Origin of the sequence: Lachnoclostridium sp. An138 (assembly GCF_002160765.1) — a bacterium.
Taxonomy (GTDB): Bacteria; Bacillota; Clostridia; order Lachnospirales; family Lachnospiraceae; genus Laedolimicola; species Laedolimicola faecalis.
The window spans coordinates 43,714-66,275 of the sequence record NZ_NFLF01000013.1; the positions used below are offsets into that span (position 1 = coordinate 43,714).

Consider the following 22,562-nt stretch of genomic DNA (forward strand, 5'->3'; position numbering starts at 1 on the left):
CTTATTTTCTGTAAATGATATCGTCACGACCCGGTCCGTTGGAAACCATAGTGATCGGACACTCGATATGCTTCTCCACAAACTCGATGTACTTCCGGCAGTTCTCCGGCAGCTCCTCGTATTTCTTAATGCCGCGGATATCGCATTTCCATCCGGGAAGAACCTCGTATACCGGCTTCGCCTTGGAAAGGTTATGGGTGGTCGGGAAATCTGTGGTCACCTGTCCGTCGATCTCATAGCCTACGCAGACCGGAATCTCATCCAGGTATCCCAGCACGTCCAGCACCGTAAAGGCCACATCTGTAGCGCCCTGAATCCGGCAGCCGTATTTGGAAGCCACACAGTCGAACCATCCCATTCTTCTGGGACGTCCTGTGGTGGCGCCGTACTCTCCTCCGTCTCCGCCGCGGCGTCTCAGCTCATCCGCCTCGTCTCCGAAAATCTCGCTGACAAAAGCGCCTGCTCCCACTGCGCTGGAGTATGCCTTGCAGACTGCGATAATCTGCTTGATCTCATATGGCGGAATTCCGGCGCCGATAGCTCCGTACGCTGCCAGGGTGGAGGAAGAGGTTACCATCGGATAGATACCGTGATCCGGGTCCTTCATGGAACCCAGCTGTCCCTCCAGCAGAATATTCTTTCCCGCGCGGATAGCGTCCCAGAGATATGCGGACACATCGCACACATAGGGAGCCACCATTTCCTTATACTCCATCAGCTCCTCATAGAGCTTGTCCGGATCGAGAGCCGGCTTGTGATACAGATTTTCCAAAAGAATATTTTTCTGCACGCATACATTCGCGATTTTATCACGCAGATAAGTCTCGTCGGCAAACAGCTCGCTTACCTGGAAACCGATCTTTGCGTATTTATCTGAATAAAAAGGCGCAATGCCTGATTTCGTAGAGCCAAAGGACTTTCCTCCCAGACGCTCCTCCTCGCACTGGTCAAACAGGATATGGTAAGACATTACCATCTGAGCCCGGTCAGACACAAGGATCTTCGGCTTCGGAACTCCCTGATCCACGATACTCTGAATCTCACGGAACAAAACCGGAATGTTCAGCGCCACGCCGTTTCCGATGATACTGGTGGTGTGATCATAAAACACACCGGACGGCAGCGTGTGCAGCGCAAATTTTCCATAATTATTTACGATTGTGTGGCCCGCATTGGCTCCGCCCTGAAAACGGACGATGATGTCAGACTCCTGAGCAAGCATGTCTGTAATCTTGCCTTTTCCCTCGTCTCCCCAGTTTGCTCCCACAATTGCTTTTACCATAACCTGTTATCCCTCCATTGGCTTTCGGCACAGGGCGTATATCCGCGCCCCGCGCCTGTATAAATCAATCAAACGCCTTTAGTATACATGTTTTCCCGGCAAAAGTAAATCCATTTCTTTTATTTCTTGCTCTTTCCCAGATATGCGGACTTCACTTCCTCATTCTCCAGAAGCTCTGCTCCGGTGCCCGTCATGGTAATACGCCCTGTCTCCATAACATAGCCGAGATTGGCTGCCTTCAGCGCCATATTCGCATTCTGCTCTACCAGAAGAATCGTCACGCCCTGTCTGTTAATCTCTCGGATAATATCAAATACGCTCTGGACAATCAGGGGCGCCAGGCCCAGGGAAGGCTCATCCATCATAATCAGATCCGGTTTGGACATCAGGGCGCGGCCGATGGCCAGCATCTGCTGTTCTCCTCCGGAGAGGGTTCCGGCCAGCTGCCAGGAACGTTCCTTCAGTCTCGGGAACAGATCGTGCACCCATTTCAGATCCTCTTCCAGGGAATCCTTACGCATATAAGCGCCGATTTTCAGATTTTCCAGCACTGTCATATCCGGGAACACCCGCCGCCCTTCGGGAACCAGCGTGATTCCCCTGGATACGATCTGGTCTGTGGACAGGCCCGCAAGCTCGCTTCCCTCGAAAAGGATGCTGCCGCTTTCCGGCTTTACCAATCCCACGATGGAACGTAAGGTAGAGCTTTTTCCTGCTCCGTTCGCGCCGATCAGGGTCACGACCTCGCCCTTTGGCACTACAAAGCTGATATCCTTTACCGCCTTGATTCCGCCGTAGGATACATTCAAATCCTTGATTTCAAGCATATTACTCATCCTGCGCACCTCCCAGATAAGCTTCGATGACCCGCGGGTTATTGCGGATCTCTTCCGGAACTCCCTCTGCGATGGGCTTTCCGAAGTCCAGCACATAGATACGGTCGGAAATCTCCATAACCAGGTCCATGTGATGCTCAATCATAAAGATGGTAAGGCCAAACTCGTCCCGAATCCGGCCGATAAATTCTGTAAGTTCCAGAGTCTCCTGGGGATTCATGCCCGCGGCCGGCTCATCCAGAAGAAGCAGCTCCGGCTTTGTGGCCAGCGCTCTGGCTATCTCCAGATGGCGCTGTTTTCCATAGGGCAGCGAAGTAGCGAGCTCGTCACGCACATCTGTCAGATCCACGATTTTCAGCAGTTCTTCCGCCTCCGCGCGCATCTGCGCTTCTTCTTTCGCATTCAGGCGGAAGGTAGCCGTAAACACATTGCTGGTCCGCCGCAGGTGCTTTGCAATCAGAATGTTTTCGAACACAGTCTGGCTCTTGAACAGACGGATGTTCTGGAAAGTACGGGCGATTCCCAGGGCTGTGATCTTATCCGGCGTAGGAGCCAGCACCTTATGGCCGGTATACATGACCGGATTCTCTCCCCGGTAAAGCTTTTTCATCTTCCCCTGGGGGTGATTCTGAATGATCTTTTCTCCTTTATAATATACAGCCCCGTTGGTAGGCGCGTACACGCCTGTGATTACGTTAAACGCCGTGGTTTTTCCCGCTCCGTTCGGACCGATCAGAGACACAATCTCTCCCTTGTTAACCTCAAGGTTCATATTATCCACAGCAATCACGCCGCCAAACTGCATGGTTACATTTTCGACTTTTAATACCTTTTCATTACTCATGGGAGGAGCCTCCTTCTACTGCCTGTTTCTTTTTAAACCGTTTTCGGAAAAATTTCCGGATGGCTTCCACAGAAAACTCCCTGTCGCCCATAATACCCTTCCGGTAGAACAGCACCACAACCATAATCAGGATGGAAAATACAACCTTGCGGAATCCGGGGCGCAGAAGCGTCAGATGAATATCTCCGATATAAAGGTTCTCGTTGTCCAGGAAACGCAGCCACCATTCCGAACATGCGATAAACAGGAAGGAACCGATGCAGCTTCCTGTGATGGAGCCGATTCCGCCGATTACCACAATCAGAAGAATCTCATAAGTCATGGCTGACTTGAACATGGACGCCTGAATCGTAGTCTGGTACATGGCCAGCAGTCCGCCTGACACTCCCGCGAAGAAAGAGCTGATCACGAAAGCCAGCCGCTTGTGATGAGCCAGATTGATTCCCATGGCTTCCGCCGCAATCTCATCATCCCGGATAGCTTTAAAAGCGCGTCCGTAGGTGGAATTGATCAGAAGCACAATCAGTCCGATGCAGATACCCGCCACAATAAAGGGGAACAGGACGGACTGGAAGGTCGGAAAGCTTCTCAGAAGGTTGGAGCCGTTTGTCAGGGGGCCCAGCTTATCCCACTGGAATACCGCGCGGATGATTTCCGCGAATCCCAGAGTCGCAATCGCCAGATAGTCGCTCTTCAGGCGGAGAACGGGAAGTCCGATCAGATAGGCGAACACAGCCGCCACAAGACCGCCTGCAATCAGGGCCAGCGGAACCGGAATCGCGAACTGTATGATTCCGCCGTCAAAATACTGATAGACGCTGGCGCGGGATTCCACCGGAATCGTCAGAATCGCATAGGTGTAAGCGCCCAGCAGCATAAAGCCTGCCTGTCCCAGCGAGAACAGGCCCGTAAAACCGTTCAGCAGGTTCATGGACACTGCTACCAGCGCGTAAATCGCTCCCTTTTTCAATACCATAAAGAGCATGGAACTGGAAGGCAGCACCTGCTCCAGGATAAACAGGAGACCCAGGAGAGCGGCGATGAGTCCCACATTCCATATTACTTTTGTCTGTTTCTTCATCTTATGCCGCCTCCTTATACCTTATCGATAGCCTTCTCACCAAAGAGTCCCGTAGGCTTGGCGATCAGAATCACAATCAGAAGGGCAAAGGTGAACGCGTCGGAAAAGGTGGTCCAGCCCAGACCCTTAATGATGTTTTCACAGATACCAATGATAAACGCTCCGATCACGGCGCCCGGTATGGAACCGATTCCGCCGAATACGGCCGCCACAAAGGCCTTCAATCCGGGCATGGCTCCCGCCGTCGGAGTCACGCCTGTGTAGTTTGTAAAGTAAAGCATGCTTCCGATAGCTGCCAGAAAGCTTCCGATTACAAAAGTCATGCTGATGACGGAATTGATTTTGATACCCATCAGCTGTGAGGTCTCAAAATCTCTTGAAGCGGCCCGCATGGCCATGCCGACCTTCGTGTATTTGATCAGAAGCACCAGCACAACTACCAGCAGAACCGTCAGAACCGGCGTCACAAGCGTCACGCGCTTGGTTGTCGCTCCCAGAATCGTAACCGTGTCGCTGAGCCAGGGAATAGCCGGATACTGCTGAGACAGTCCGCCCGTGATGTACAGAGCCAGATTCTGCAGCAGATACGATACGCCGATAGCCGAAATCATAACGGACATACGGGGAGCGCTCCGCAGAGGCTTATAAGCCGCCCGCTCCACCAGAAAGCCCAGCGCCACCGTAGCCGCGATCACCAGCAGAATCGCAAGGGGCATAGGCATAACTGTCACGGCATAGACCATAATCAGTCCTGCCACCATGAAAATATCGCCATGAGCAAAGTTGATCAGTCTCAGGATGCCATAGACCATCGTGTAGCCAATGGCAATCAGGGCATACTGGCCGCCCACTGAGATTCCTGCCATCAGATATGGCAGGTTCTTGCTTATCCAATCCATAAAGAACCTCCGATTTCCGAATCACTTTATCTTCAAGACGCGTCTATGGCGGGAGATTGTTCTGCACTCCCGCCATAGAGCCTCTGTTACCTGTCTTTCATAACCTTAAGCGGCCGGCGTCCTCTTAGTTAACGCTCTGCTCCGCCACGAAATCCCATGCGCCCGTCTCAGTATTCGCATTCTTTACATAAGCCGCGTCACGGTTCGCATCTCCAATTTCATTAAAGGAAATATCTCCGCTCACACCTGTATAAGTCACATCCCAGAGCGCTTCATTGACTGCTGCCGGATCGGTGGAGCCTGCTGCCTTCAGAGCCTCAAGGGCCACATAGTAAGCGTCATATCCCATAACAGTCAGACCGGAAACCGTATCGTCTCCTCCGTTGTTCGCCTTGGCTGTGGAATCGCTGTTGATCCATTCCTTAATGCCTGCGTCAAATTCCGGATCTCCGCCTTCCTGATAGAAGGTAGATACATAGATATCTACATCTTTGCCCTCTGCCGCGTTCAGGATAACATTGGAATCCCAGGTGTCGCCTGCCAGAAGCGGCATTCCCAGTCCCTGGGAAGCGGCCTGCTCAATCAGAAGAGCGGCAACCTCTGTGGAGGACGGAGCGAAGAATACCTCTGCCCCTTCATTCTTTGCAGAAGTGATGTAGGAGGTGAAATCGCTGTTTCCTTCCTGGAAGGTCTCGGAGACAACCTCTCCGCCAAGAGCCTCAAAAGCTTCTGTGAAATAGTATCCAAGTCCTGTAGAATAATCATCCCCCAGCTTTGTCAGCACATAGGCTTTCTCTGCTGAGAAATTATCGCTTGCAAAGTTGGCAAGCACCGTGCCCTGGAACGGGTCCAGGAAGCAGATACGGAAGTAATGGGTATTTCCCTCTGTGATCTGCGGGTTCGTACAGGTCACGCCGATCACCGGAATGCCGGCTTCCTTGAAAGTATCAGAGCCTGCGATGGACACACCGGAACCATAAGAGCCAAGTACCACAGACACGCCGTCGCTTACCAGCGTAGCTGCTGCTGAAGGCGCTTTGTCGTTGGAAGACTCATTGTCTACAATATCCAGCTGAACCGTATACTCCTTGCCGCCAATCTCTACCGTAGGAGTCACATAATTCGCGTACTGGATACCAAGGGTCTCCTGCTTTCCGCCTGCACCATTGTCGCCGGACGCCGGCTCGAACACTCCGATCTTTACCACATCACCGCCGGCAGCCGAAGAGCTGTCCGATGTGGATTCCGGTGTTCTCTCGCATCCTGCAAGCAGTGTGCTCAGCATGGCTGCCGCAAGCAATACTGATAATACTCGTTTTTTCATAACTATTCCCTCCTGTGCTTACGCAGACACTGTCCTGTATGTATGTACGTTCTTCAAAGACATTTGTGCGCGCTATTAATACGCGCTTTAGTATATCACTTTTAGATCCAGATTTCAAGCGTAAATATTTCAATAGAAATAAAAAGACGCCCTGCACCGGAAAATGCAGAACGTCTCTCTTTTTATCTGTATGTTGTATGAATATCCGATTACAGTGCGATCTTTCCGCTCTCCTTGCCGTTGATCACATAGTAAGCCGCCATATCCTCGGGCTTTACATAGAGATCCAGGCTCTTGATGGAAGAGGCACGGTGTCCGAGAGCAACCCACTCCTCAGTTACCTTCGCTGTCAGGTCTGCCGTGGAAATCTCCAGTCCCGCGAACTGAACGTATACGTTCTGTGTCACTGCGGGCTTCTCCGCCTTCACTGTCTTCTTCGCTGTAGTCTTCTTCGCAGTCTCTTTCTTTGCAGTCTCTTTCTTTGCTGCGGTCTTCTTTGCCGGCTCAGCCTTTACGGGCTCTGCCTTGGTCTCTGCGGGTTTCTCTGCCTTTACAGGCTCTGCTGTCTTCACCGGATCGCTTGCCACTGCGGTCTCTGCTGCCTTCTTCGTAGTCGCTGTTGCTTTCTTAGCAGTCATAATAATCCTCCTCAAATTCAAACCTCACCGTCATACGGTCAGGGACAGCAGCAGAGAATCACATATTCATGCTCCTCTGAAGCTGTGCAGTACAATGATACTTTTTGACAGACCTATTATATTGCATTTTTCCAATTAATGCAAGAATGTTCTTGTTTTTAATTAAATACAGACAATTTAAAACAGAGCGTCCTTCAGAGAGTGGATGAAGAGTCCGCTGCGGAGCTTCGGCTCAAACCAGGTGGATTTGGGAGGCATCAAAAGCCCCGCGTCCGCCACGGCAAACAGCTCCCCGATCGAAGTGGGATACATGGCAAAAGCCGCCTTCATATCCGTATGTACCCGGCGCTCCAGCTCGGAAAGGCCCCGGATTCCGCCCACAAAATCGATCCGTTTATCCGTCTTGGGGTCCTGAATACCCAGCACCGGAGCAAGAATCTGCTTCTGCAGCACGGACACGTCCAGTCCTTCCACCGGGTCTGTATTTTCGTAAGCGGGCTTCAGAGTCAGGAGATACCACTGATCCTCCAGGAACAGCGTTACCTCTCCCTTTTTCTCCGGATGAGCCGCCTTTTCCAGCTTCCGCACTTCAAATACTTCCCTTACCCTGTCCAGAAACTGCTCTGGCGTCAGGCCGTTCAGATCCTTTACCACCCGGTTATAATCCATGATCATCAGCTCATCATCCGGGAAAATCACGGAGAGGAAATAGTTAAACTCCTCTTCCCCCGTATAGCCTGGATGTTCTTCTCTTCTCTTTACGCCCACGCGGACCGCTGAAGCCGCCCGGTGATGGCCGTCCGCGATGTACAAGGCGTCCATTCTCTGAAACGCGGAGCGGATCGCGGCGATCTCCTCTGAGCCGGATATCTTCCATCCTCTGTGGCGGATTCCATCCTCTGACACAAAATCAAAGAGCGGCTCCTTCTGCTTTTCCTGAGCCGTCAGTCTTTTCAGCGTCTCTTCCCTGCGGTAAGCCAGGAAAATGGGGCCTGTCTGAGCGTCGCAGACATCCACATGGCGCACCCGGTCCTCTTCCTTTTCCCGCCTTGTATTTTCATGTTTTTTAATACGGTTCTCCAGATAATCGTCCACAGAAGCGCAGGCCACGATACCTGTCTGGCTGCGTCCGTTCATGGTCAGCTCATAGAGATAATAGCAGGGCGCGCCGTCCTGGATAAAATCTCCCTGCTCCACCATGCTCCAGAGAAGCTCTCTGGCTTTCTCATAGACGCGGCCGTCATAGAGATCCACGTCTTCCGGAAGCTGGGTCTCCGCGCGGTCAATGCGCAGAAAGCTTAAGGGCCTGTCCTTTACCGCCTCCCTGGCCTCGGCACGGCTGTACACATCGTAGGGAAGGGCCGCGATCATTTCCTCTTTCCCCTTCGCAGGACGGATTGCGGGAAAGGGCCTGATATCCGCCATCAGCAGATCACCCTGACTTTCAGGACGCCGTCTACAGCCTCCAGCTGCTCTACCAGCTCACGGCTCGCGGGACTTTCCAGGTCAAACATGGAGTAGGCATAGTCCCCCCGGCTCTTGTTTGTCATGTTTCCGATATTATAATTTGCCTGTCCGAGAATCGTCGTAAACTGGCTCAGCATGTTCTTGACATTTCTGTGGCAGATTGCGACTCTGGCCGGGTAGCTGGGGATTCCCATATCGCAGTCCGGATAGTTGACGGAATTCTTGATATTTCCATGCTCCAGATAGCAGCGCACCTCTTTCACAGCCATGCGGGCGCAGTTTTCCTCCGCCTCCTCGGTAGACGCTCCCAGATGGGGAATCACGATGCAGCCCTTCGCTCCCGCTGTGGTGGGGTTCGGGAAATCGCTGACGTACCGTTTTACCTTGCCCTTCTTCAGAGCCAGCACCATGGCGTCCTCGTCTACCAGCAGATCTCTGGCAAAATTCAGGACCACCACTCCATCCTTCATCTTCTCAATGGCCTCTGTGTTGATCATCTTCTTTGTACTTTCCAGAAGAGGCACATGGATGGTGATGTAATCACATTCCCTGTAGATGTCGTCCACATTGGTGATATGGCGGATGCTTCTGGACAGATTCCAGGCCGCGTCCACGGAAATATAGGGATCGTAGCCAAGCACTTCCATGCCCAGATGGACCGCCGCGTTCGCCACCTTTACGCCGATAGCTCCAAGGCCGATGATTCCCAGCTTTTTGCCCTCGATTTCATGGCCGGCAAACTGCTTCTTCTGCTTCTCTGCCAGCTTGGAAATCTCCTCATTCATCCGCTCGGACTGCACCCAGTTCACGCCGCCGATGATGTCTCTGGCCGCCAGCAGAAGGCCGGCCAGAACCAGCTCCTTGACGCCGTTGGCATTGGCTCCCGGCGTATTGAATACCACAATTCCCTGCTCCGCGCATTTTCCCAGGGGAATATTGTTCACGCCTGCGCCTGCCCGGGCAATGGTCTTCAGGTTCTTCGGAAACTCCATATCATGGAGAGCCGCGCTTCTCACCAGGAGGGCGTCTGCTTCCTCTATCTCTTCTACTTCCGCATAATCACGGGTAAAATGATCAAGACCGAATTTCGCTATCTGATTCATGCATTTGTACTGATACATCGCTTAGTTCTCCTCCTCAAACTTCTTCATGAACTCCACAAGAGCCTTTACGCCCTCCAGAGGCATGGCATTGTAGATGCTGGCCCGCATGCCGCCCACGCTTCTGTGGCCCTTCAGGTTCACAAGGCCGGCTTCTTCCGCCTCTTTCACAAATTTCGCGTCCAGCTCCTTGTCGCCGGTCACAAAGGGTACGTTCATCATGGAACGGTCCTCTTTGCGGACTGTTCCCTTAAACAGCCGGCTGCTGTCCAGGAAGTCATAGAGGACGGCTGCCTTTTCTTCGTTTCTGGCCTTCATCACTTCCAGACCGCCCTGCTTCTTCAGCCATTTGAAGACCTTGCCGCACATGTAGATGCAGTAGCAGTTGGGCGTATTGTAAAGAGAATTGGCGTCCGCGTGAATCTTGTATTTCATATAGGTCGGCGTATAGGGCAGCGTATCCTCCGTAATCAGATCTTCACGGATAATCACGATAGCCATACCAGCCGGTCCGATATTTTTCTGAACGCCGCCGTAAATCAGACCATATTTGGATACATCCACCGGCTCAGAGAGAAAACAGGAGGAAACATCGGATACCAGGAGCTTGCCCTTGGTATTGGGAAGCGTATGGAACTTGGTGCCGTAAATGGTATTGTTCTCACAGATATAGACATAATCCGCGTCCGGGCTGATATTCAAATCCGAACAGTCCGGAATATAGGAAAAGGTCTCATCCTCAGAAGAGGCGATGGCGTTGGCCTTTCCGTAGATCTGCGCTTCCTTGAAAGCCTTCTTCGCCCACTGTCCGGTGATGATATAATCTGCCACACGGTTCTTCATCAGATTCATGGGAATCGCCGCGAACTGCAGATGAGCTCCGCCCTGCATGAACAGAATCTTATAGTTGTCCGGAATCTGCATCAGATCCTTCAAATCCTGCTCCGCCTCATTCAGAATGTTCTCAAAGGCCCTGGAACGGTGAGACATCTCCATCACAGACATGCCTGTTCCCTGATAGTCCATCATCTCGGCTGCTGCTTCCCGCAGCACCTCTTCCGGCAGAACCGCAGGACCCGCCGAAAAATTGTACACACGACTCATTTTTCATTTCCTCCTCTTCTTGTAAAGCAGTGTTCTTTTCTGTTATTGTATGCTTTCGTTAATCTTCTGTCAATTCCGTTTCTCAAAAGCCTGCTTTATAAATTCACGGCAGCCCATCTCTGCCGACGAACTGCCGCGGAAAATCTAATAATACAGTACTACCGGCGTACCGGAATCCATATTTTCAAAAATTACCTTCATGGCTGCCGGAGGCGTATTGACACATCCGTGAGAGCCATTGGTGAGATAGACCGTACCGCCGAATTCTCTTCTCCAGCTGGCGTCATGGATTCCATAATTGCCATAAAAGGGCATCCAGTATTTGACCGGAGTGGCGTAATTGTCGCCCCGCAGCACCGCGTTCCGGTCCTTGTACTGAATCGCGGCAACCATGGAAGGCGTACCGTAATTCCGGCTGATATTTCCGGTCACCACGTCTGTGTCTATCAGAAGAGCGCCGTCTTTGTAAGCCCACATATGCTGGGCTCCCATATCCACCTCGATATAGGTATCGCCCACATCATTGTTGTCTCCCCAGGCTTTTCCTTCCCGGGACCAGGCAGGCTGTTTTGCGGCTGTCTCGCCCTTCTCCACCGAAGCCAGCAGGGCTGCGGTTTCCGTCTCCTGATCGATCTGCCAGCCGTAATTTCCTCCGCTGACTGTGATTACACCCCGCAGCGTGCTGTTGAACTGGCGGGATTTCTTGTAGGTATCCCGTCTGTCTGCCAGCCCCGCTACCCATGCTCTGACAGCCTCCTCACTCAGTGACGCCTCACAGCCGTCCAGCTGAATGAAGCCTGCCACCACCGAACTGTCCACCACCTCAGTCTGTGAACCGAACTCATAAGTCACTTCCGTGGCAAACCACTGGTCCAGCTTCGCGGTAAGCTCCGTAATCTCCGGCGAGTCCGCGGTCAGAGAGGGCGCCTCATAGCAGCCGGCTTCCTCCAGATCAACCGTCTCCGTCAGAGTCTCCGCCGCCGCGCGGACCTGTTCCTTTAATACATCTTCTTTTATCCGGGAGCCCTGCTGCTCCGGGTAAAGCTCATAGCCGTCTGCCGTCAGCTCCACCCGGGCGTCTTCCGGCTCCTCCCCCTCCCGCACACAGGACAGGGATGCAAGAGTTTCATCAAATGTCTCTTCGTCAAAGGTGATATCCGGTGCTATCTGGTAAGTATCCTGCTGCCAGAACATCCGCGGCCACAGAAAACCGTTCTGAACCCTTTTGTAGTTCCTCACGTTCTCCGTCTCGGAAAAGCTCATGCCCAGCTGCTGCGCCGTCACGCTTTCTTCCGTACCTCCCCGCTCCAGAAGCGTCAGCCCGTACCCTTCCGCCTGTTCCAGAATCAGGCTGTTTACCTGCTTCACCGTCTGAAACTCCACATTTTCTCCATTTACCGCAGTTCCCAGGAAAAAATGCTCCATAAAGTATACGGAAGCCGCAAGATAGGCCAGGAAGATTCCTGCCAGAATCCAAAGATACCAGCGTATACGTTTCAACATTTTAAGGTTCTCCATTGTCAGTTATTTTTTTATTTCTGTTACGATTCACAGCCGATTCAGACCCGGGAACAGATGTGCCGTGCCGGCACATAAGCATCTGTTTCCACGTCTGAATCAGGACTGTGAATGGCAACTTATTTCTCCAGATCGTCCGCGTCGAAGGTATCCTCCAGCGGCGCGCCTGCCGGCATCATCGGAAATACCTTGTCGTCATTGTCGATGATACAGTCGATCACCACCGGACGGCCCAGAGCGATGGCCTTCTCAAGAGCCGGGGCCACCTCCTCGCGCTTCGTGATGCGCATACCTTCCGCGCCCAGCGCTTCCGCCAGCTTTACGAAATCCACATTGTCATCCAGGATTGTGGCGGAATAGCGCCGGCCGTAAAACAGATTCTGCCACTGGCGCACCATACCCAGCACATGATTGTTCAGCACAAGCTGAATCACCGGAATGTTATAGCGGGCGGCCGTAGCCAGCTCATTCATATTCATGCGGAAACAGCCGTCTCCCGCCACATTTACCACCAGCTTATCCGGGCATCCAAGCTTTGCGCCGAGACTTGCGCCGAGGCCGTAGCCCATGGTTCCGAGGCCGCCGGAGGTCAGGAAGGTTCTCGGCTCCCGGTACTTGTAATACTGAGCCGCCCACATCTGATTCTGGCCTACCTCTGTCACAATCACTGCGTCGCCCTTTGTAATCCGGTAAAGCTCCTGGAGCACGTAAGGACCGGTCAGTCGATCCTCGCTGTATTTCAGCGGATATTTATTCTTCAGGGCATTGATTTCATCCAGCCAGGACTTGTGTTCTTTTTCAGGAAGCCTCGGGTTCAGCACCTGAAGCACCGACTTCACGTCACCGATGATGCTGCTGTCTACAATCACATTCTTGTTGATTTCAGCCGGATCGATATCGATCTGAAGAATCTTCGCCTTCTTCGCGAACCGGGAAGCGTCTCCCGTCACACGCTCACTGAATCTGGCGCCGATGGTGATCAGCAGATCACAGTGCACCACTCCGAAATTGGACGGCTTTGTGCCATGCATGCCCAGCATACCCGTATACAGAGGATCTTCTCCCGGGAACGCTCCCTTGCCCATCAGAGAATCGCACACCGGAGCCTGGATCTTGTGGGCCAGCTCCGCCACCTCCCGGGACGCGTTTGAAATGGACGCTCCGCCGCCCACAAAGATAAACGGCCGCTTTGCCTGAGATATCATCTCAACCGCCCGTTCCACATCCTCCTCACGGATAGTATCCGTCACGCGGACGATCGGTTCCGGTTCCTTCCGCTCGTACTCAGCCTCCGCTCCCGTGACGTTCTTGGTGATGTCCACAAGAACCGGTCCCGGACGGCCGCTGCGCGCGATGTGGAAGGCCCTTCTGAGCACCGGAGCCAGCATTCCCACGTCTTTTACGATAAAATTATGCTTCGTAATCGGCATGGTGATTCCGGCAATATCTACCTCCTGGAAGGAGTCTCTTCCCAGCAGGCTCTTCCCTACATTTGCCGTGATCGCCACCACCGGAACAGAATCCATATAAGCCGTCGCGATTCCTGTCACGAGGTTCGTGGCTCCCGGGCCGGAGGTCGCCATGCAGACGCCTACTTTGCCTGTAGCGCGGGCATAGCCGTCCGCCGCGTGAGACGCTCCCTGCTCGTGGGAGGTGAGAATATGGCGGATCTCATCGCTGTGCTTATACAGCGCATCGTAGATATCCAGAATTGCGCCTCCCGGATATCCGAATACCGTGTCTACTCCCTGCTCTTTCAGACATTCAATTACAATCTCTGCTCCTTTCAGCTGCATGTTTCATCTCCCCATTCTATTTTGATTCTGCGGCTGTCAAAAGACAGCCGCAGCTGTGTCATACCAGATATGTCCCCTGTAACAGAACCTGTACCTGTATCTGTTACAGTTCCAGAACCGCTCCGCGGTTTCCGGAAGTAACCATCTTGGCATAACGGGCCAGGTAGCCTGTGGTCACCTTCGGCTCTCTCGGCTGCCATGCAGCCTTTCTGGCCGCCAGCTCTTCCTCGGATACCAGAAGTTCCAGCTTATTATTCGGAATATCGATGAGAATCCGGTCTCCCTCTTTCACCAGAGCGATAGGACCGCCCACAGCCGCCTCCGGAGACACATGGCCGATAGACGCTCCTCTGGAAGCTCCGCTGAAACGGCCGTCCGTAATCAGAGCCACCGTAGAACCAAGTCCCATACCGGCGATGGCAGAGGTGGGATTCAGCATCTCACGCATACCCGGTCCGCCTTTGGGTCCTTCGTAACGGATCACAACTACATCTCCGGCCACAATCTTTCCGCCTTTGATCGCCTCGATTGCATCCTCCTCGCAGTCGAAGACTCGGGCCGGTCCTTCATGGACCATCATCTCAGGCACTACGGCCGAGCGCTTCACCACTGCCGTATCCGGGGCCAGATTGCCCTTCAGGACGGCGATTCCGCCGATCTCACTGTAAGGATTGTCAATAGGACGGATTACCTCCGGATTTTTGTTTACGCAGCCTGCGATATTCTCTCCCACAGTCTTTCCGGTCACAGTCATCAGATCCGTATACAGAAGCCCCTTCTTGTTCAGCTCGTTCATCACGGCATAGACACCGCCAGCCTCGTTCAGATCCTCGATGTAGGTGGGGCCTGCCGGCGCCAGATGGCACAGATTCGGAGTCTTCGCGCTCATCTCATTGGCAATCTCCATGTTCAGCTCTACTCCCGCCTCATGAGCGATAGCGGGAAGATGCAGCATACTGTTCGTGGAGCAGCCAAGAGCCATATCTACGGTCAATGCGTTCAGAAACGCTTTCTCTGTCATAATATCTCTGGGACGGATGTTCTTCTTCAGAAGCTCCATCACCTGCATGCCTGCGTGCTTTGCCAGCTTGATTCTCTCAGAATATACGGCAGGAATCGTGCCGTTTCCTTTCAGGCCCATGCCGAGTGCTTCCGTCAGGCAGTTCATGCTGTTTGCCGTGTACATTCCCGAGCAGGAACCACAGGTCGGACATACCTTTTCCTCGAACTCACGCACGTCTTCCTCGGTCATGGTACCGGCCGCATAAGCGCCTACGGCCTCAAACATGCTGGAAAGACTTCTCTTCTGTCCTTTTACATGACCTGCCAGCATGGGGCCGCCGCTGACGAAGACCGTGGGTACATTGATGCGGGCCGCCGCCATCAGAAGTCCGGGTACGTTCTTATCGCAGTTGGGAACCATCACAAGGGCATCAAACTGATGCGCCATAGCCATGGCCTCTGTGGAATCCGCAATCAGGTCTCTGGTCACCAGGGAGTACTTCATTCCCACATGGCCCATGGCAATTCCGTCGCAGACTGCGATAGCCGGGAATACAATCGGCGTTCCCCCTGCCATGGCTACGCCCATTTTTACAGCTTCCACAATCTTGTCAAGATTCATGTGTCCGGGAACAATTTCATTATAAGAGCTTACGATGCCGACCAGCGGCCGGTCCATCTCTTCCTGGGTCATGCCCAGAGCGTTAAACAGGCTTCTGTGGGGAGCCTGCTGCATCCCTTTTGTTACTGCGTCACTTCTCATATCTGTATATCCTCCTCTTCCATTTCTGTATCTGCGGGGAGTCCCGGCGGCATCTCCGGCAGTCCCTTTCATTCATAATTCATACTTTCATTCACAACGTCCGCTTACTGTCTTTCAGATTCGCGCAGCGATCAGATCTCCCATTTCGGCCGTACCCACTTTCGTACAGCCCTCCGACATAATGTCTCCGGTGCGGTACCCTTCCGTCAGCACCTGCTGAACGGCCGCTTCAATGGCGTCTGCCTCCCTGTCCAGGTCAAAGCTGTAACGCAGCAGCATTGCCGCAGACAGCACCGTCGCTATGGGATTGGCAATATCCTGGCCCGCGATATCCGGCGCGGAACCGCCGCTGGGCTCATAAAGGCCAAACTTCGTATCATTCAGGCTGGCGCTGGCAAGCATTCCGATGGAACCTGTCACCATGCTGGCCTCATCCGAGAGAATGTCTCCAAACATATTTTCCGTCAGAATCACATCAAACTGGGAGGGAGCCTTTACCAGCTGCATCGCGCAGTTGTCCACCAGCATATGGGACAGCTCGATATCCGGATAATCCTTTGCCACTTCCTCCACTGTTTTTCTCCAGAGACGGGAGGAATCCAGCACATTGGCCTTATCCACGCTGCAGACCTTTCCTCTTCTCTTGCCTGCGATATCAAAGGCTTTCTTCGCAATCCGGCGGATCTCGTTTTCGTTATATACCAGAGTGTCAACGGCCGTCAGCACGCCGTCTATCTCTTCTGTCCTGCGCTCTCCAAAATACAGGCCGCCTGTCAGTTCCCGCATGATCATCATGTCAAAGCCCTTTTCGCTGATTTCCTCCCGCAGCGGGCAGGCGTGTCGCAGTTCTTTATAGAGGATGGCCGGACGCAGATTTGCGAAAAGACCCAGAGATTTGCGAAGCTTCAGAAGCCCCGCTTCGGGACGTCTGTCCGGCGGAAGCTGATACCAGGGTGATGTGGCCGCGTTGCCTCCAATGGAACCCATCAGCACCGCGTCGCTGCTCTTCGCTGCCTGAATTGTCTCGTCCGTCAGCGGCACGCCGTGCACATCGATGGAAGCTCCGCCCATCAGAAGCTCCGTATATTCGATTTCATGGCCAAATTTCTCAGCCGTCTTATCCAGCGCCTTCCTCGCTTCCCGGACAATCTCCGGGCCGATACCGTCGCCGGGTATCACTGCCAGCTTTAATTTCATTCTCTCATCATCCCTTCTTTTTTCATAAAATTACATATTATTAATAATATAGACCAAAAGCTCCTTTTTTTCAACCAGGAGATCAGGCTTTAAAGAGATTTTAACACGGTAAAGGAGAAAAGGAAAGAATTTTATATTTATAAATGGAGTGTGCTGCCTGAAGAGCAGATGCGGCCCAAGGATACGAACAGATGATCCGAAAACAGCCGGAGAGGGGAAAATCTTCTCTCCGGCTGTTTTCCGACTGACATTCCTGCCTGATTCTTTTTTATCCCAGCCGGAATCTCTGGCTGACTTTTCCCTGACCTATGCACAGCACCCGGCCCCGGTAAAATGAATATCTTTTCCCTCATCCCTTCTCATACTGTCCGACCAACTCCCGTACCTCAGCCTCGTTCTGTTCCACATCCGCACTCAGCACTGTAAATGCCTTCCGTTCCGCACATCTTTTTTCTCCTTCACCAGTCAGCTCGTACTCTTCCAGAACGTATCCTGTCATCACCCCATATTCATTCAGGGTATACTCCTCCATCGCTCCGATAATGCCGCTCTCATCGACCACGCCGATTCTCTCCGGTGCCGTCTCATAATCTGCCCCGTACTCTACGGTATACACTGTCTGCCCGTCCCGACGTTCCTTTGTGATACTTTCAATGGCCTCGAGCTGCAGTGACAGGATGCCGGTATAGGGCTGTGTATTTTCGGACAGGCTTCCCCTGTTTTCCTGGTAGTCCCGTTCAGAAATCCATCTCTTCTCCTCAGCAATATGCCATTCCATCTCTGAATCTCTGAAAAACTCCCGGTATATCTCTTCTGTATCTGGTTCCAGCACCATCGTATACAGCATATCCGGCGTAATCCAGTAAAAGGAGTGTGCTATACCGCCATTCTGGAAAACCGCATTCTCTTCTGCATCCGCATCCCTGTAGAAGCATTCCATCTTTACGCTTTCCAGTTTCTCATATCCTTCCCTGCCCCATTCTATCGCATCCGCATATCCTTTTTCTTCTTCTGTCAGGTTTCCGGTATTCTCATGGGTAATCCCTGTTATGGCAAATACTCCGTACCCTGCCAGTGCCAGCACGCAAATCACCACAACCGCGATTCCGAACGTCTTCGCTCTTTTTTCTTTTCCCTCCTCTGTGGACATCGCATAATGAAGATATGCCAGATGACAGAGCAGCCAGAAGACGATGGCTCCCAAAGCAAAGGCAATCCATGTACGGTAATCCTGCAGGCTCCAGAATCCATATGCCCCGGCCAGCGCCCATATCCCGGCCAATATCCCTTGAGACGCAAAACACCACAATCCGCTGGTACGTTCGAAAGACTCCTGCTCCCCATGGAAACAGCTGTACAGGAAACGCGCCATCTCTGTTATGGAGATTCCCAGCAGGGCCATAAACCACAGGCTGTCTGCAGGAACCATTCCGTCGCTGCCATCCGCCACAGCAAAAGCAGGGAAAATCCAAAGCAGGAAACCCAGGATACAGATCACCAAAATAAAAATTCTGTAGCTCCAGCAATATCCGTTTTTCTCTATCTGCTCTATCCGTTCATTCCCTGCACCCCGCTCCGAACTGCAAAGAACATTCCACAAGATCCATTCTCGTTTCATTTTCCTTCCCCCTCCGTATGATACCATCCTCACAGCCTTCCGCTTCAAATTCTTACTTCTGCCCGAAATCCGTCCCGTTCCCTGTCCTATTTTTATAGTATTATAAATACGACATGATATCAAACACATCTTACACCAAATCGGCGGCAATCTGCCAAAGGGCATATAAAACAGTCTGAATTTTCTGTGCTCATCATATATTATCAAAAACGGATTTTTTGCATATGAAACTGCCCTTGAAAAATATCCTGCATACCTCAGGCTCTCTTATTCTCCTGGTCCTCGCTTATTTTATCGGTCAGGGTTTCTCCCGCTTTACCGCAGCGGACGCCATGATCACGGCGAAAAGTACTGCCTCCGCAAACTGGGGCCTGAGCTTTCAGGAGGAAGGAAAGGCCCCCGTGGCCAATGCCTCCGCCTCCTATCTTTCCCAGTACGACGCTTATTATATAGAAGAAACCGAGGAAAAGAAGATTTATCTCACCTTCGACTGTGGCTTTGAGAGCGGCTGCACGCCTGCGATTCTGGACGCCCTGAAAAAGCATGACGCTCCGGCTACCTTTTTTATCGTGGGAAACTATCTGGAAACAAGCCCGGAACTGGTGAAACGAATGGTCGAGGAAGGTCACACCGTCGGAAATCATACCTACCATCATCCGGACATGTCCCAAATCAGTACGGAAACCGACTTTGCCGAAGAGCTCCAGTCGCTGGAAGCCCTCTATGAGGAAACTATCGGGCAGCCCATGGCGAAATACTACCGGCCGCCCCAGGGCATTTACAGTGAAACCAATCTGCAGATGGCCCATGACCTGGGTTACCAGACCTTCTTCTGGAGCCTGGCCTATGTGGACTGGTATCAGGACGACCAGCCCACGAAGGAGGAGGCCTTTGAAAAGCTGATACCCAGAATTCATCCGGGCGCCGTGGTGCTGCTCCACAACACCTCCCAGACCAACGCAGACATTCTCAACGAGCTTCTGACAAAATGGGAAGAAATGGGCTATACCTTCCATCCTTTAAGCGAGCTGTGCAGGGTATAATCCCCTTTTGACTGCTCTGCACTCTGTTCAAAAACGCACCGGTACAAAACGCAGAATTCAGTTCCTCCGTTTTGTACCGGTATTGTTTTATACCCATCTTAAAACTATTGACATAGAAGTGCTTATAGTATATAGTGTGCTTATAAGAACATCACACTGATTTTCTATTTCAGACGTACAGAAAATCATATGCCAGACACATTGACAACACAGCAGGAGAAGGTTATGAAAATACTGATTTCAAATACCTCCGATACCCCGCTCTATCAGCAGATCAAAGACCAGATCACAGATGCCATTCTGAAAGGAGAACTGAAAGAGGGAGACCCTCTCCCTTCCATCCGTTCCTTCGCCAATGATCTGCGGGTGAGTGTTCTTACCATCCGCCGGGTCTATGATGATCTGGAAAAGGAGGGCTATCTTAACAGTCAGGTGGGAATCGGAACCTTTGTATCCATCGGAAATACAGAGCTTCTGATAGAAGCAAAGCGCCGGCTCGTGGAACAGAAAATGCAGGATATGATTCAGACTGCAAAATCTCTGGGAATCAGCAGACAGGAGCTAAACGATATGATGGAGATCTTATATGAGGAGGAACCGGGAAAATGAAAAATATTTTAGAAGTCCGAAATCTCAACAAATCCTATAAACATTTTTCTCTGCAGGACATCTCGTTTTCTCTGCCTGAAGGCTGTATCACCGGTTTCATCGGTGTCAACGGAGCCGGCAAGACTACCACTCTGAAAACCATTCTCGGCCTCACGTCAAAGGACTCGGGAGAAATCCGCTTTTTTGATATGAATATGGACACAGAGGAACGGCACATCAAAGAGCGGCTGGGCGTTGTGTTCGACAGCGGCGGCTTCTATGCCGAGCTCACTCTGCAGGAAATGAAAGCTCTCGCGGCTTCTTCCTACCGTTCCTGGGATGAAAAAGAATTCCGGCGCTATCTTGAACGCTTTTCCCTGAACCCCCGCCAGAAGATCAACACCCTCTCCAAAGGGATGCGTATGAAATATGCTCTTGCGCTGGCTCTCTCTCACCAGGCCGATTTCCTGGTCATGGACGAGCCCACCAGCGGACTGGATCCGCTGATCCGCAGGCAGCTTCTGGATATCTTAAGGGAATATATGGAGCGTGGAGGAAGGGGTGTATTCTTTTCCACTCACATTACCTCTGATCTGGACCAGCTGGCGGATATGCTGGTACTGATAGATCACGGAAAAATCGTGTTTCAGGAGGAAAAGGACTCTTTGCTGGAACGCTACCGGATTGTAAAGGGAGACGTGCAGGATCTTTCCGATGCCGTACTGCCGCTGCTTCACAATCTCTCCCGGACTGCTTTCGGCTTCACAGCTGTCACAGACCAGGCCGGAGAAATCCAAAAAGCCATGCCCGGTGCCTTTCTGGAACGGGCGTCCATTGAAGACATTATGCTCTGCAGAATCGAAGGAGGGGATAAATATGCTGCTTCAGCTGATTAAGAAAGATATCCTGCTTACCTGGAAATACCTGCTCCTCATGGGAGCCCTCTGCTGTTTCTATCCGTTCTTTGTACACCACCAGATATCAGGCGCGGCCGCAGCCTTTGCCGGGACCCTGGCCTTTATCCTGATGACCTTCTTTTCCATTCTCTTTGCGTTGCTTCAGGCCTTCCAGAAAGAAGCCATGTATCCGAAGGCCTCCGCCTACCTCTGCGCCCTGCCTTACCGTCGCCGGGACCTGGTACTGGCAAAATACATCTATTTCCTGGGAGTCTATTTGGGCTGCTGCCTTATTTACTGGCTTGAAACGCTTATCCTCCCTGACCTTGGCGGTTTCGGCCTGTCCGAAGCAGTCCCGATCTTTGCGGCAGTCTCACTCCTTCTGGGGCTCTACCTGCCTGTTCAGTACCGGTTTGGTTATGAATTTACAAAATACTTCTTTATGTTTGCGATTCTGGGAATCTCTTTTCTTCTTCCCATGTTCATCAAATATCTTCCGCCGGAACTGCTCTCTTTCCGGATCGGTCCCGGTTTGCTGGCTGCTCTCTTCCTATCCAGCCTCGGCCTGCTGGCCGCTTCCGCTGCGGCATCTGTCTACTTTTATGAAAAAGCAGAGCTTGCCTGAAATGGAATTTATAACTATACTGCAAAGAGAACCGGGGCGGCAGCCGTACAAAAACCGTGTACGGCTGCCGCCCCGGCATCAGGATATCAACATAATTTTCACCTTTTCTGTCTGCTAGTTCAAATCATGCAAATTCATCTTATCCAGCATTTTTTTCTTCCTTTTCTTCTCCCGGCACACAAAATAAATCGCCAGCAGAACCCATGTGGGAATATTCAGAATCAAAAACGTAATCAGCAGCGCTCCCAACATACTCACGACGTCGCCCACAGACGCCACATTCAGACACATAAACAGCGCCCACAAAAATGTGAAAAGCGGCGGGATCAGACCGGGCCACCAGCGCTCTGCTCTGGCAAGAAACACTTCAAGCACAATGAGCCCTGCCGTGATCCCGATAAACAGCATCCAGACAAACCATATTGACGTCGTCATAAGTTCCATAACCTACTCCTCCTTCCGAAGCTTCCTGTACTCTGTAATTAAAATCTTTGCCGTATCAAAATCCAGCTTGTCATTCACAGCCAGTCTTTTAATCAGCGCCACATATGGATCATTTTCTGTCTCTTCGCTGATTTTTATTTTCTGAATCAGCCGATCCAGGCGCAGACGGACCGTAGGATAAGTAACTTCATACTGATGCGCAATCTCTTTCAGCGAGCCTGACGCGAGAATGAAATTCCGGATAAAGGAGACATCCTCCGGTTCCAAATCAGCCATCCATTCCGGCACGTATTCTATTGCCATATCTTTATCTCCCCAACTATTATTCCAATCCCCAGAATGTCACTAAAAACAGAATTTCTTGTGATAACAGGCATCTGCACCCCTCCTTTAATAAAATTAAGTATATACTTTAATATTATTAAAGTCAATATAAAAATTATCTTTTATTTTATTATATGCACTTTGCACAGTCCAGACGAAAAAACGGTAGAAAA

Annotated in this window: 21 protein-coding genes; 4 read left to right on the plus strand and 17 right to left on the minus strand. The window is 51.9% G+C overall.

Going from position 1 to position 22,562, the window contains the following annotated elements:
- Window position 1: 1 nt before the first annotated feature.
- The 15 genes from B5E82_RS11625 to B5E82_RS11700 form a co-directional block, all read right to left on the minus strand.
- Window positions 2–1,282 carry an adenylosuccinate synthase gene (locus tag B5E82_RS11625; protein ID WP_087307703.1) on the minus strand — a complete coding sequence of 427 codons (1,281 nt, stop codon included), beginning with the start codon at window positions 1,280–1,282 and terminating at the stop codon, window positions 2–4.
- A gap of 119 nt (window positions 1,283–1,401) precedes the next feature.
- The gene (locus B5E82_RS11630) at window positions 1,402–2,109 is read right to left on the minus strand and encodes an ABC transporter ATP-binding protein (RefSeq protein ID WP_087307760.1); all 708 of its coding nucleotides are present in this window, start codon (window positions 2,107–2,109) and stop codon (window positions 1,402–1,404) included.
- 1 nt (window position 2,110) lies between these two features.
- The gene (locus B5E82_RS11635) at window positions 2,111–2,962 is read right to left on the minus strand and encodes an ABC transporter ATP-binding protein (protein ID WP_087307704.1); all 852 of its coding nucleotides are present in this window, start codon (window positions 2,960–2,962) and stop codon (window positions 2,111–2,113) included.
- Complete coding sequence (locus tag B5E82_RS11640) at window positions 2,955–4,043, minus strand: branched-chain amino acid ABC transporter permease (RefSeq protein WP_087307705.1); 1,089 nt, start codon at window positions 4,041–4,043, stop codon at window positions 2,955–2,957. The genes B5E82_RS11635 and B5E82_RS11640 overlap by 8 nt, the downstream gene beginning before the upstream one ends.
- 14 nt (window positions 4,044–4,057) lie before the next feature.
- A complete protein-coding gene (locus B5E82_RS11645; RefSeq protein WP_087307706.1) occupies window positions 4,058–4,942 on the minus strand; it encodes a branched-chain amino acid ABC transporter permease in 885 nt (294 codons plus the stop codon).
- Window positions 4,943–5,066: 124 nt separating this feature from the next.
- A complete protein-coding gene (locus B5E82_RS11650) occupies window positions 5,067–6,266 on the minus strand; it encodes an ABC transporter substrate-binding protein (protein ID WP_087307707.1) in 1,200 nt (399 codons plus the stop codon).
- A gap of 209 nt (window positions 6,267–6,475) precedes the next feature.
- Window positions 6,476–6,904 carry a DUF6465 family protein gene (locus B5E82_RS11655; protein WP_087307708.1) on the minus strand — a complete coding sequence of 143 codons (429 nt, stop codon included), beginning with the start codon at window positions 6,902–6,904 and terminating at the stop codon, window positions 6,476–6,478.
- 177 nt (window positions 6,905–7,081) lie between these two features.
- On the minus strand, window positions 7,082–8,329 hold the full coding sequence (locus B5E82_RS11660; protein WP_087307709.1) for a DUF1015 domain-containing protein: 1,248 nt from the start codon (window positions 8,327–8,329) through the stop codon (window positions 7,082–7,084).
- Window positions 8,329–9,492: a phosphoglycerate dehydrogenase gene (locus tag B5E82_RS11665; protein WP_087307710.1), complete on the minus strand. Its 1,164-nt coding sequence runs from the start codon at window positions 9,490–9,492 to the stop codon at window positions 8,329–8,331. Before B5E82_RS11665 ends, B5E82_RS11660 begins: the two co-directional genes overlap by 1 nt.
- Before the next feature lie 3 nt (window positions 9,493–9,495).
- Window positions 9,496–10,575 (minus strand): 3-phosphoserine/phosphohydroxythreonine transaminase, encoded by a 1,080-nt coding sequence (serC, locus tag B5E82_RS11670; RefSeq protein WP_087307711.1) that lies wholly within the window; start codon window positions 10,573–10,575, stop codon window positions 9,496–9,498.
- A gap of 144 nt (window positions 10,576–10,719) precedes the next feature.
- A complete protein-coding gene (locus tag B5E82_RS11675; protein ID WP_162610767.1) occupies window positions 10,720–12,078 on the minus strand; it encodes a L,D-transpeptidase family protein in 1,359 nt (452 codons plus the stop codon).
- A 134-nt stretch (window positions 12,079–12,212) separates the two neighbouring features.
- Window positions 12,213–13,889, minus strand: a complete 1,677-nt coding sequence (ilvB, locus tag B5E82_RS11680) for a biosynthetic-type acetolactate synthase large subunit (protein WP_087307713.1) — start codon at window positions 13,887–13,889, stop codon at window positions 12,213–12,215.
- A gap of 103 nt (window positions 13,890–13,992) precedes the next feature.
- Window positions 13,993–15,654, minus strand: coding sequence for a dihydroxy-acid dehydratase (gene ilvD / locus B5E82_RS11685; RefSeq protein ID WP_087307714.1), 1,662 nt, complete (start codon window positions 15,652–15,654; stop codon window positions 13,993–13,995).
- A gap of 114 nt (window positions 15,655–15,768) precedes the next feature.
- Window positions 15,769–16,851: a 3-isopropylmalate dehydrogenase gene (gene leuB / locus B5E82_RS11690; protein WP_087307715.1), complete on the minus strand. Its 1,083-nt coding sequence runs from the start codon at window positions 16,849–16,851 to the stop codon at window positions 15,769–15,771.
- Between the two features lie 349 nt (window positions 16,852–17,200).
- Entirely contained in the window at window positions 17,201–18,469 is a 1,269-nt protein-coding gene (locus B5E82_RS11700) for a hypothetical protein (protein ID WP_087307717.1), read from the minus strand.
- 224 nt (window positions 18,470–18,693) lie between these two features.
- On the opposite strand from B5E82_RS11700, the gene B5E82_RS11705 reads away from it, so the two are divergent.
- From B5E82_RS11705 to B5E82_RS11720, 4 genes are all read left to right on the plus strand, one after another.
- Window positions 18,694–19,512: a polysaccharide deacetylase family protein gene (locus B5E82_RS11705; protein ID WP_087307718.1), complete on the plus strand. Its 819-nt coding sequence runs from the start codon at window positions 18,694–18,696 to the stop codon at window positions 19,510–19,512.
- Window positions 19,513–19,737: 225 nt separating this feature from the next.
- Window positions 19,738–20,121 carry a GntR family transcriptional regulator gene (locus B5E82_RS11710; protein WP_087307719.1) on the plus strand — a complete coding sequence of 128 codons (384 nt, stop codon included), beginning with the start codon at window positions 19,738–19,740 and terminating at the stop codon, window positions 20,119–20,121.
- Window positions 20,118–20,996 (plus strand): ABC transporter ATP-binding protein, encoded by an 879-nt coding sequence (locus tag B5E82_RS11715; RefSeq protein ID WP_087307720.1) that lies wholly within the window; start codon window positions 20,118–20,120, stop codon window positions 20,994–20,996. Before B5E82_RS11710 ends, B5E82_RS11715 begins: the two co-directional genes overlap by 4 nt.
- On the plus strand, window positions 20,977–21,621 hold the full coding sequence (locus B5E82_RS11720) for an ABC-2 transporter permease (RefSeq protein WP_087307721.1): 645 nt from the start codon (window positions 20,977–20,979) through the stop codon (window positions 21,619–21,621). Before B5E82_RS11715 ends, B5E82_RS11720 begins: the two co-directional genes overlap by 20 nt.
- Window positions 21,622–21,735: 114 nt before the next feature.
- Here B5E82_RS11720 and B5E82_RS11725 read toward each other — a convergent pair whose 3' ends face one another.
- A complete protein-coding gene (locus tag B5E82_RS11725; RefSeq protein WP_087307722.1) occupies window positions 21,736–22,065 on the minus strand; it encodes a hypothetical protein in 330 nt (109 codons plus the stop codon).
- Window positions 22,066–22,068: 3 nt separating this feature from the next.
- Entirely contained in the window at window positions 22,069–22,368 is a 300-nt protein-coding gene (locus B5E82_RS11730) for a DUF2089 family protein (protein ID WP_087307723.1), read from the minus strand.
- Between the last annotated feature and the right edge of the window lie 194 nt (window positions 22,369–22,562).